The 12,264-nt window shown below is 57.8% G+C and carries 4 protein-coding genes and 3 riboswitches; all 4 genes read right to left on the bottom strand.

Annotation, left to right across the window (positions count from 1 at the left end; genetic code table 11):
* Positions 1-122: 122 nt before the first annotated feature.
* Positions 123-1,757, bottom strand: a complete 1,635-nt coding sequence (locus B5E56_RS00865; RefSeq protein ID WP_087387861.1) for an S-layer homology domain-containing protein — start codon at positions 1,755-1,757, stop codon at positions 123-125.
* Between the two features lie 49 nt (positions 1,758-1,806).
* A complete protein-coding gene (locus B5E56_RS00870; RefSeq protein WP_158098630.1) occupies positions 1,807-2,982 on the bottom strand; it encodes an S-layer homology domain-containing protein in 1,176 nt (391 codons plus the stop codon).
* 65 nt (positions 2,983-3,047) lie between these two features.
* Positions 3,048-3,273, bottom strand: a riboswitch (cobalamin riboswitch).
* A gap of 2 nt (positions 3,274-3,275) precedes the next feature.
* Positions 3,276-3,854 carry a homing endonuclease associated repeat-containing protein gene (locus B5E56_RS00875; protein ID WP_143383102.1) on the bottom strand — a complete coding sequence of 193 codons (579 nt, stop codon included), beginning with the start codon at positions 3,852-3,854 and terminating at the stop codon, positions 3,276-3,278.
* Positions 3,855-4,047: 193 nt separating this feature from the next.
* A riboswitch (cobalamin riboswitch) is annotated at positions 4,048-4,184 on the bottom strand.
* Between the two features lie 204 nt (positions 4,185-4,388).
* Positions 4,389-11,723 carry an S-layer homology domain-containing protein gene (locus B5E56_RS00880; RefSeq protein WP_087387866.1) on the bottom strand — a complete coding sequence of 2,445 codons (7,335 nt, stop codon included), beginning with the start codon at positions 11,721-11,723 and terminating at the stop codon, positions 4,389-4,391.
* Between the two features lie 184 nt (positions 11,724-11,907).
* A riboswitch (cobalamin riboswitch) is annotated at positions 11,908-12,182 on the bottom strand.
* Positions 12,183-12,264 lie beyond the last annotated feature (82 nt).

Consider the following 12,264-nt stretch of genomic DNA (forward strand, 5'->3'; position numbering starts at 1 on the left):
GTCCAACCCCGTGCGCCGGGAGCATTACCCCCATACCAGAACGCGCCGGCCAGCACTGCCGCGATCAGAACCGGTATGAGTACCTTCCATTTATGCTGTTTCCACCACATGACGGATTCTCCTTACAGCAGTTTGGCGCTGTCCAGCATACGATACAGCATTTCGGCGATCTCACAGCGCAGGATCGCACGGGCAGGCTCCACATTCAGGTCGCTCTGGTTGAGGATGTCCTCGCCATAACAGAACGCAACGCCCTCCTGAGCCCACTGGGCAATGGTCACATAGTCGGTAAACTGTGCCAGAACATTGAGGATCTCGTAGTTTTCCAGCTCCGTATCCATACCGCAGAGCTTGGCGGCACGGGCTACCATGACGGCGGCTTCCTGCCGGGTAATGGTGCCGTCGGGATTAAAGCGCCCATTGCCTGCTCCGGTAATGATGCCGTAGGAATAGGCAGTCCCCACATAACCGGAGTACCACGCGTTGGAGGACACATCGGTAAAGGCGTTGGTAGCCTTGGGCATCAGCCCCAGAGCCCGCACAACGATGGCGGCAAACTCCGCACGGGTCATGGTGGCATTAGGGTCAAAGCGGTTGCCGCCCTTGCCGTTGATGATGCCCCGGGAAGCCAGCGCCTCGATGGCCTTCTGGTTGGCGTGACCGGCCACATCGGCAAAGGAGACACTGCCGCTGACGGGTACCAGCTTGACGTCGGCGTGCTTGCCGGGCAGGCCAATGGTTTCCTTCGTTACGCCAGTCACATGAATGGTCACGTCATCCATGTGGTAGAGCGTGCTTTTTCCAGCAGCGGCGCGCTGGGCTGCGACCAAGCCGTAGAGGCCCTGCTCACTGGCCATCTGGCTGTCGCCGTTTCCGGCAGAGGTATGTAGGAAGCTGCCGTTGTCCTGCCGGTAGCTGAGCAGGTTCTCCAGCAAGGTATGGCCATTTTTTACAAAGCGGGCATCATTCAGATCAATGCCCAGGGCGCACAGGCCCACGATAACCTGTACCACGCTTTCGGAGCTGCTGGTATTATGGCTGGCATAGCCGCCGTTGCTCTCCTGGGCTGCGCTCAGGTAATCCAGCGCCCGGTCAATAGCCGCCTTGACCTCGGGCTGGGACTGATAGCCGGCCAGAGCCTGGAGGGCCATGCCGGTGATGTCGGGGTCGCTCTGACCGGCACCGCCCTTGTCGGTCAGGTTCCAGCCACCGTCGTTAAGCTGCCGGGCAAGGATCTCGTCCACATACATCTGCCGTGTGGCCTGGGTTTTGGCGTTCTGGTTCCGGGGCATATCATAATTTCCTGCGTCCAGCGCGATCAGCGCCCAAATCGGGCCGTTGATGCCCTGCCAAATGGTCTTGTCAAAGTCTCCCAGAGGGGTGAGCAGGTTATAGCCTGCCACATCGGAGGGATCGGCGCCGATGGCGGTGAGGGCCACGATCAGGCGGGAATATTCGGTGTACTTCTTGTCGTGGAGGTTACCTTTGTGTTCCTCCACATAGTCCTCCACCGTGGCGTAATAATCATCCCAGTATTTCTGGGGTACGTCGTAGCCGGAACGGGCCAGGCCGATGACAGCCCATTCGCCGCCCACGGATCCCACCCGAGGTTCACGAACGGTGTTGAGCATATACTTTGCGCTGCCCTGCACTGCGGCGGTCAGATCCGTCTCCGCTGCAAATGCGGGGACACTCAGGCTGAGCAGTAGCATAAAAGCCAGGAGAAAGCCTGTTCCGCGTTTGAAAACCGTTTTCATAGGAACTCCTTTCCGTGCCGGGGCGTCTTGCGCCCCGGCACGCCGTTTGTTATTTCGTCAATTCTGTGAAGCGCATGAGGATGGTCGCCACTTCGGCACGGGTGGCCGTACCGGTGGGGTCAATGACATTGGCGGTTTTGCCGGAAATCAGTCCGGCACCCACCGCCCACGCCATGGCATCGGAAGCCCAGGCGGCGATCTGATCGCCGTCAGCGAATTTGCTCAGGTCGCCTTTGGCGCTGGTGTCCAATTTGCTGTACTTGGCGTAGCGGTAAAGCATGGTAGCCAACTCTTCGCGGGTAATCGCCTGCGTGGGTGCAAACTTACCATCGCCGACGCCGCTGACGATACCGTTGGCGCTGGCCCAGGCCACGGCAGAGGTATACCAGGTATCCGGTGCCACGTCCATAAATGTTTTACCTTCACCCGTTGCAGCAGGCTCGCCGGACAGACGATACAGGATGGTGGCCAGCATGGCCCGGTTCAGGTACTCGTCAGGAGCAAAAGTAGTGTCGCTGGTGCCGTTCATCAGACCGTTTCCATAGACATAAGTAATGGCTTCAGCGGCCCAGTGGCCGGACAGATCGGTGAAGGGCATGGTCTTCTGTGTGGTTACCACAAAGGTGCTCAGATGGGTGATCTTCACCTGCATACTCAGTTTCCCGTTTTGCTTGATGCAGGTTCCGGAAACGGTTTCTTTGGAGCCGTCGGCACTGAGCGCGATCACCTTGTAAGTCTCGCCGGAAACAAAGGCGGAGCCAGTCACCGGAATGGTGACGGTCAAGGATTTTCCGTCAAAGGTGGTGAGCTCCTTTTTGCCGGAGGTAATGGTCACTTCCACTACCATCGCGTCTTCCAGCTGGGAAGCGCTTACCTGCTCCTTGACATCCTCAGGCTTCTTGGCTTCCACTGTGATCGTCACGGTGCTGCCGCCGGCCTGCCGGGCAATGGCGTCCAGAGCGGCGTTGGGAATGGACACGCTGCCCACACCGGTCTGCACTTCCAGGGCCGCGTCGGTGTTCTTGACCACGTCCTTCAGGGACTGGGTGGAAACTTCCGTCATCACCTTTTTGGCCTCGCCGGTGACCTGAGGCGCAATAACAATGGCGCTGCTGCCCTCGGTCTTGGCCGTAGCGATACCATGCCAAACACCAGCAGCAGGCTCAATACTCGCTTCTTCATATTTCCTCCGTCTCTCCTTTCGAGTGTTGCTCTGCCAGGGCATAAAAAATGCCGTGACAGATCCCGATGATCGCCACAGCCGTGTTCCCATGGTCGGGTCGCTCTTTGACGGCCCTTTGCATTTCTTGTAGGTCTTCTGACTTGCGCTTCAGTGGAGTTTCCCCACAACATCGGATCTGCCTTCCCAGGTTTCCCCAGTGACTGACTTTCGTCAACGATCCGGCGTCTCAGCGCTTACAGCGGCGGTTACCGTTCGGGACTTGCACCCGATTCCCTTGTTCATCCCTCCCTCTGCTTCCGCCGAGACAGGGCCACAACAAATGCCCTATTTACTTGTCAGTTATCCTTCCTCGCCTCCTGCCATTTCTCAAAATACTCTGCGGCGGCAATTACGTTCTCCCACGAACGGAATCGCTCACAGAGGATCTTCGCCTGCGGTACATCACGTTTGCGCGGCGGGTATCCAAGGCGGCATCTGCGGCGAGTCACATCCTCCAGAGCACCGCAGATCTCCGGCTCCTCCGCCAGCATCTGTGTCCAATCCGGCATATTCAAATCCGGTGTTGGTAATCGCCGCATCCCGGCTGCCCGCAGTGCACCCGGCCAGGTACCAAACCGCGCTTTCAGATAGATGCGATACAGAGAAAAGACTTCATCTTGTGTGGGCGCACGTCCCAGGCGTGACGCCGCATTGTGCAGAACAGCCAGCAAATCCTCGTCGGAATAGCTGGCATAGACCGCCCTGCCAAGCCCACTGGACAGCGTAAGAGATGTATAAGGGTGCTTTTCGCCGTTGTCTGCGTACTCTGGTGGAGCTTGCTGTGCCCATTTCTGTATCAAATTGCGATATTGTTCTGCCTCTTGCGGCGTAAGCCTGGCTGGGCGAGCCTGTCTTCGCTTGCTGACGGTCTTCACTCCCTTCCGGTTTCGGGATCTGCTGCCGGTTCAGAAAACAAAAAGCCGGCAGACAATGGTGTCTGCCGGCAAAAAGCAGATATCCATTGCCGATCCCTGCAAATCGAGCGTTTGCACATCAAAAATGCACAAAAACCCTGGCCATCCCCATACATGGGCATGGCTGCAAAAATCGGCAATGGATACCACCTTGATCAATTACCATGGAGCAGGCTGACGATCCTGGCTTATGGCCGGAGCCAAATACAGTAGAGGTAAGACTGCGCCGGATTCTCACCGGCTTGTCAGTTGGCATATGTCAAGCATATGACCTGCTCGCGAAAATATTCTATCCGCTTTTTATGACGTTGTCAAGGGAATCCGAAGACAAGGATACCTATGGCAGCCCTTGTCTTCAACTGCCGACTTTTGCCGGGCTGGTTCTTTGGGTCAAACTTGCTGTTTCCTCAGGATCGGACTTCCGGGATCCACAGCTGGGGATGCTGTGGATCCCGGAGATCCTTGAGAGGGAAGTATGCTTCAACGAGGAGGCAGTTACTTTGCCAGTTCCTCGCCAAAACGCATCAGAATCATGGCCACTTCGGCCCGAGTAGCGGTGCCTTGCGGCACAATAGTGGTTGCGGTACGCCCGGTGATCAGCCCCTCCGCGTATGCCCAGCGCAGAGCCTCAACTGCCCAGTCGCTGGCGTTCCCGGCGTCAGTGAATGCCGAGAGATCACCAGCTGCGGCTGTATCATGCTTCATAAACTTGGCGTAACGGTAAAGCATAACGACCAGCTGCTCCCTGGTGATACTGTCAGTGCCACCGAACAGACCATTTCCGTAACCTGTGACGATGCCGTTCCCATTGGCCCAGGCTACGGCGTTAGTATACCAGGTATCCGGCGCCACATCGGTGAAGGCCGGGGCTTTACCGTCTCCGGCGGGCGAGCCCGCCAGGCGGTACAGCACGGCAGCCAGCATGGCGCGGCTCATCTCCACGTCAGGGGAGAAGGTTGTTGTACTGGTGCCGTTGAACAGGCCGTTTTTATAGACGTACTGAACCGCCTCAAAATACCAGGCATCCTTATCCACATCCGTGAAAGGCAGACCGGCATCCAGAGCCGCGAAAGCCGCCTCAGCCTCTGTCAGTACGTTGTAGTTGCGAACCAGCTTCTTCTGGGTGTCGGTCAAGGCATCATATGCTTTCCGGGCCGCTTTGATCTTATCGCCGCTGTCCTTGGTAACAGTTCCGATGGCGTTGATGAGTTTTTCCACCGCCTGGGCCGCTTTCTGGTTATCGTCATAGCCGTGAGTTCCGGGAACTGTATGGTAGTCACCGGTATAGAAGAAGGTGATTTTATCGCCGTCGCTCAGGTAATACTGGTTCAGCGTTATCTCCGGCAGTGTACCGTTGACACGGTACATCCAACCACTGCCTTCGCCATGCTCCAGTTCGGAAAGGGTAACGCCGTTGGAATCCGTCACAGCGCTGACATAGGAGCCGCTGCCCTCATAGCGATATCCCGCCTCACGCAAGGCCGCCTGCAGCGCATCCCACGCCGTCCAGTCCTGACTACCGCTGCCGGTAAAGGTGTATGCGCTTAAATCAGCAAAGTTTTCGAAGCCGCCGCCGCTGACAGAAACCGTAGCCTGAATCTGTTCCGGCTGGGGATTCGGATTCTCTCCGCCCTTGGTTCCCTTTACTGTTACTGTCACAGAAACCGGGCGTTTATAGAACTGTTCAAACTGCGCGTAAGCCGGATTGCTGCCAAATTTCTCCCAGTATTTCCCGTATGCGCTGTGGGTCAGGACACTGTCCAGCGTAACCTTTGTGTCGTACTCCGGGCGGGTGACCAGGAGATTTTCGCAGGCGATGACGGTGGGACGGCTGGAGCGATACTCCCGCCACGGCTGGGCGTTCATCGGGTCGTAACCCGGCAGATCATCCACTTCCGCTCCGCCGAAGGTCAGGTTGATCGCGCCGTAGATATACTGCGGCTGCCCCTGGTCGCCCTTTAAAACTTCCGCAAACGGTTCCAGATTCTCTGTCACCTGGGTCTTATCCGTATTCTTGCCGCGGATGCCGTTCCAGTAGGCGTTCTCCGTACAGACGCTGTCCATGAACGCCGCAGCGGAGTTGATTTCATCCTCTGTCAACGGCTGCACGGTCAGGGAAAACGTCTTCTCTCCCAGCAGGGCATTGTTGCGGCGATCCAGAATTCGCACTGTATAAGACACATCCACGGCCGGGCTGCCGGGCAGCGGGCGGTAGACCACAGCGTGATAGCCGCTGAATTCCAGCACATCGGTGTTGCTGCTGGTCATGGACACTTTCTGATTATAGCGATCCGGCAGAATACCGGCAGACTCCAGCTGGCCGGGTGTGGGCATTTGCAGATCTGCGGTAACCTGGATGGGAGTCACAGGCTTCTCTTTGTCCACAAAGTCCCGCAGCAGGGAGGGATACTTCTCCAGAGCCTCATTGATCTGAGCGGACTGATCCACATCATTGGGTGCTACCGTAATAACGAATTTTCGAATGGCAGCGTACCAGTCCTGCACAGCGCCTTCAGCAGTTGCCTCCTGAATCATGTAGTCATCCAGGCGGTTGAACCGGGCCGTGGCGATCAGCGGGAAGGTAAACGGATCGCCACCGAACGGCGGGCGGTTAAGCGTAGCGGTGTAGGATCCATCCGGATTTGTCTGCACCGTCAGCGCATCCGTGTCAGTGGACGACCACTGAATGCGTACATCGCCGTAGGTATCCAACCGTGTGGGAAGGATCAGGTCTTTGTCTACCTGGCCGTCTACGGTGACCGTGTACCACCAGCCCTCGTCCTGGGTCACTGTGGCGGTATTGGTGTTCTCGCCCCGGATCTGCTCCCAGGTGATGGAGTTCACCGCACTGGAGAGATAGTCTTCGAGATAGTCATTTGCCCAGCCGATGTGAACTGTCATTGACACCTGTACGGACTGGTCACCCAGCAGCAGCCGGAAGGTCACATCACGATAGAGCGCATAGTTGATGCCCAGGCCGCCTTCATCCCTGTAATAGGTGATCGTACCATCGTTGGCCAGGTAGCTGCCAGCCTGAGGCAAGACTTTGGTGCCGGGCGCAACAAACTCCACTTTTATGGCACGGGGGTCATCATCATATCTATACTGGGCCATATCCACCGGGTAATCCTTTCGGAGCAGATACTGTTCCATGGCCTGGCGGATGTTGGTGTGGCCGTAAGCCTCCAGGGGCTGGATGAACGTACCGCCGGACTGGGCCTCGTCACGGATGGCCTCCAGGGTCTCCAGATCCTGCGCGCCCTGGGACCAGAGAACCAGCCGGAATTCCTTCTGCTTGGAGGCTTCTCCCTTTTTTACCTGGGCGGTCAGGGTGATTTCCAGCTTGCCGTTTTCCGGAAGGGTGAGCGCACCGTCAGGCAGTGAAATACCGCCCTCCGGCGATGTCGTCCAGGTGATGGCACTGCCATGCTCGCCCTGTCCGGGCAGTTTCAGGGTGAGGGCATTCCGGATCTGGTAGATACCCTGGCTGTCGGCGGAGAGAGTCTTGCCGTCTGTTGTTTGCAGGTTCAGCGCCGCCAGATCCGCCGCCGCGTCCTCCTCATCGGTGCTCACCACCGGCGCGCTGCCGCCCTGCCAGCTGAGGATGGGGAAGCCGCTGTTGACCCCGTCGGTATCCATATGGAAGGCGCTGCCCAGTTCGTAGGCAAAGGCGTCGGTTCGCATCTCGTCAGCGCTGATTGCCTTGGTATCAGGCGCAGTGGACGCGGTATTGTCGGCAACGGCGGGAATGGATCCGTTGGGAAGGAAGAAGGTATTCTCCACCGTGCCCGCATTGGTGCCGATCACAAGGCCGATGCCATTCTCAGGGCCGGTGACCGTGCCGGAGAAATAGGCATTTCGCAGCGTGCCGTCCGCATACAGGGTACCCACCAGACCGCCCAGGGCGGAGTTGGTATCGCGGCTGGAATCGGCCCAGACGCTTCCCGTGGCGTAGCAGTTTTCAATGATGCCGTAGGCATAGCCGGCAATGAAACCGGTATGCAATGCGGTATTATACGACGCGGTATTGTTCTTGAGCTCCGCCGAAACAGCGCAGCCGCGGATGCTGCTGCCTTTCTGCGCTCGGCCGGCGATGGCGCCCAGACTGACAGAACCATAGGAGGGGCCGTAGTTCGTGACACTGCCCTCAAAAGCGCAGTTTTCCACAGTTCCCGAAAGCGTGCTGACAATGCCGCCCAGGTGACCGCTGCCGGTAATGCTGCCCATTACCACAAGATTTTTGACGGTTCCATTTGCGTCCACTGAGTCAAAGAGCGGCGCGGTGACGCCGGAGATTACATGCCCGCCGCCGTCCAGAGTTCCGGCAAATTGCTTGATGCCGGTCCAGGGCTTTCCGTTGAGATTGATATTGGCAGTCAGTTGACCCTTAAGGCCGGTTTCGCTCTCTGTCTGCTGGGCAAACCAGGCCAACTCCGCCGCACTGCCGATCTGGTAGACGCCTTCTGCCTGCGTGGGCTCGGTCACAGCTGTGCCGTCCCAGCCCTCACCGGCATCCGTCAGGGCGCTCACTTCGATGGTGCGTTCCTCCGTCAGCGTAAAGCTGCCGCGGCTGGGCAGGCAGTTCGTCTTGGTGACTTCATAAGAGTAAGTCTCTCCGGCAGGCAGAGTAAACACATTTCCCTGACGGAAGGCATCCATGCTGCCGGCGGTGGGGTGCGTTACCGTAAGGGAAGCGCCCTCCGGCATCCGGAAGGTCACCTTGCAAGTCGGAAGTTTGTTCAGAGAGACGGTCACGCTGCTCTGGTCGGGAATCGAAAAGCTGCCCTGGGTCGTCTCGTATCCGAAAGCCGAGGCGGTATATTTATACGCGCCCTCCGGCAGAAGATAGGTGCCGTCACTCTGGGGCGCAACGGTCTCTCCCTTGGAATTGCGCACCGTAAAGGCGCCGCCCTCCGGCAGGTCGGTATAGGTCAGCGGGTACAGAGCGGTCACACGGAAATTTTTGAGGTAAACCGCATCACTGCCTTGATTTCCACCGCTGTCCTTTTCATATTGAAAGGTCAGGGAGTCGCCGGCGGCTACGGAAACAGCAAACTGCGTCCATTCCCCATTGCCGCTGGCAGTGATCAACGTGTCCGTCCCATGCTTCAGCGTGAATTTGTCATAATTCGCTTCCGAAGACACCCGATAAGCAAAATCCAGCCGGGCAGCCTGGGAGAAGGTGAGGGTCATGGCAGCGGACGAACTGCTCGTTCCGGCGTTATCGGATATTAGCCCGCCGTCCTGCTCCGTGTCCCGGACAAAGCCGTAGCGTGTGCCGTTCTCGGCGGTTATGGCAGGGGAAATTGCCTTAAAGTAGTCGGAAAGTGTCCACTGGCGTTCCAGGGTCACCGGGACGGTGACCGGTTCCTCTCCCACCGTAAAGGAACCGCTGGCCGGCTCACAGCCCTCGCAGCTGATCGTGTAGGTGTATTCGCCGGCCGGCAGCTGATACACATTGGCCTCGTCTCCGCTGTGGGCGACCGGTTCCCCCTGGAAGAGGACGCTGATCGTATACGGCGCGGAAATGTCCTCCGGACGGGTAACCTGGAACGTGACGGCTTGCCGGGTGCTGGCATCCAGCGTCACCGCCTGCTTCACGTCAGCGCCGTCCACGGTGATCTGCCCCATCCGCTCCGCATAGCCAAAGCAGGATACCGTGTAGTCATATGTGCCGTCGGCCAGCGCATAGACTACCGTTCCGTTGCTGTTGGAGACAGGCGCGATGGCTTCCCCGCCGCCCCGGGGTGTCAGAACGATCTGGGCATTTTCCGGACTAAGGGTAAATGTCGCGGTATGCAGGGTCTCCAGCGTAAAGCCTTTCAGATAGACGCAGTCGTTCCCTTTGTCTAAGCTGTAATCCTTGATGTAAGACAATGTGACGGTGTCGCCGCCATTTACATCCAGGGTATGCTCCGTCCAACCCACTTCTCCGCCGATTTTGGAGCCGCCGTTGATGGACAGGCCATCGCTGGCACTGTAGCTGCTTCCCTCGGACGACACCTTGTACCAGAAGGAAAGGCTGCCCTGGGCAACGGATTCGTCAATCGTAATGGTCACGGTGACCTGCGAATTGCCCTGCCCCTTGCTGTTGGAGCGGAGAACGCCGTCCTCTTCCACAAACTCCTGACCGGGCTCTCCTTGATACTTGTCGTTATGGGTGTATACCACCTGGGCTTTCCCGGCCAGAGCGTTGAACACGGTACTGGGGAAGGGTTTTTCTGCTACGGAAACCTGGAATTCTGCGCTGCTTCCGTAATAGGTAACCATGACGGTCTTTACCCCGGCTGCCGAGGAATCAAAGCCGCTGACGTCGAAGCCCTGGGAGATCTCCCGGGGGGAGCCGTCGGAGTAGCTGACAGTCACCACAAGGCCGGCGGTGTCCAGTGCGTCACCAACATAATAGGCCGTCTTGGCGGGCTGGGTTTTGACCGCAATGCCGGTGACCGTTTTCAGGGAAACCGTCTCAATTTTGCTCTCGGAAAGAGAAATGCTTCCCTGCGCGCCTTCCACCTGCTCCGATGCCGGCGTCACCACGTAGTCATAGGTCTTGTTCAGAAGCAGGGTATAGATTCCGTTTTGTCCGGCGGTCATTTCCTGGCCGTCCAGCGTCACGGTGATAGTATACTGATCCGCGCCTTCAACCTGAAAGCTCAGAGTTCCCCACCGGTTGTTATCCAGCCCCAGTGTGATGGGATCTACCCGGATTTCCGCACTGCTGTTGGCCTGCTCTTCGGAAATGGTAAGCGCTCCGTTCTGGGATGTATAGCCCTCACAGCTGACCGTATAGTTGTAGCTGCCGGCGGCCAGCGAGGCGGTCCGTGTCTCCCCCTGGCTGGAGGAATACACGACGCTGTCACCGTTGCGGATGGTCAGTTCCGCCGCGGACGGCGCGATGGTAAACACAGCGGAAGCGGTCGGGATCTGCCAGGACAGGACCGGATAGTCCCCGGCCTTTACCCGGAAGCCCTCGCCCAGTTCGGTGACAAAGCCCGCCTCCTTCATTTCTGTCTCCGTCTTGGCGGCGGCGGTCTGGTTGTTGCCGTTGACGCCGTTTGCGCAGCTGGTATCCAGGTAATAACAGTTTTCCGCCGTGGAGTTGTACATCCACCCGGCAATGGCACCAAAATTGGTGGCGTTTTCCTGCACGGTAATGGCGCCGATGCTGTAACAGTTGCTTAGGCTGCTGCCGCGACCGTAATTGTCATCGGCAAAGCCGACGATACCGCCCAGGTTTGCACCGGAGTTGTTTCGTTGGCTGGAAATCTTACCCTGGTTATAGCAGTTGGTAATGGCTGTGGCCTTGGTATGACCGGCAATACCGCCGGCGTAGCGGCCTGTCCCGTTGAGTTCCACATTTCCGGTATTACCGCAGCCGGTGATACTGCCGCCGGTACACTGTCCCGCGATGCCGCCCGCATACTTGCTGCCGGCGGTGATGGACGCTGTATTCAGGCAGTTTTCAATCGTACCGGAGCTGAGGCCCGCTATGCCGCCCACCTGACTGGTGCCGCTGACCGAACCGTCAGTGATGACATTGCGGACGGCCGCGCCGGAGGACAGCTCGGAAAAGAGCCCCAGCTTGCTGTCGCCGGAGATGGCGAGGGTCACCTTGTGCCCTCCGCCGTCAAAGCTGCCGCTGAAGGCCTGACCATAGGGGGCGGACACCGTAATGTCACTTGTCAGAATATAATCCCCACCCGGCTCCATGGCGGCAAACTCACCGACGCTGGACACCGGCTGCGCCGTACCGGAGGCCAGTGCCGTTGACGGCAGAAGTCCAAGGGTCAGGCACAGCACCAGAAAAAACGAAAGAATCCTTTTTTTCACAAAGCTCCACTCCTTCAAACCATTTTTATAAAAACTGTTTTCAAAAAACAGGGCTTTTGGAACGGGGCCGTACCTGACAAAAAAGGAGCGGACAATTCTGTCCGCTCCTGTGTCGTCACTGCGTGAAAGCGACAGCACAAACGTGCTGCCACATAAGGCATTTTTTGTCAGAGCAGCCCCGGAGATCCGGGGGTAAGCTCTTAGTAGGTCTTCTGACTGATGTGTCCAGGCGGAGCTATGCCCGCCAACGCAAATCCGCCGCCTTCCCAGCTAAGCCATTACAGCCGCCAGTGACCTGCTTTCGCAGAAAACGGATTTGCTCCACAATCACAGCTATAGAATCGCCCCTTTGCCGCCGTTTTCACGGACGGGTCGCGGACGAAACATGTCCAGGATTCTCACCTGATTCCCTTGTTCAGAAACAAGGATGCGTGTCCAGCTCATAAAAGCCGGGTCGCGCATTTGCCACAAAAGCCGGATTTCATATTTAATTTTCCTTGTTGCTTTTGCATTATAGCACAAGCCGTACCAAAATGCTATT

The organism is Flavonifractor sp. An112, assembly GCF_002161085.1.
In the GTDB taxonomy this organism is placed as follows: Bacteria; Bacillota; Clostridia; order Oscillospirales; family Oscillospiraceae; genus Flavonifractor; species Flavonifractor avicola.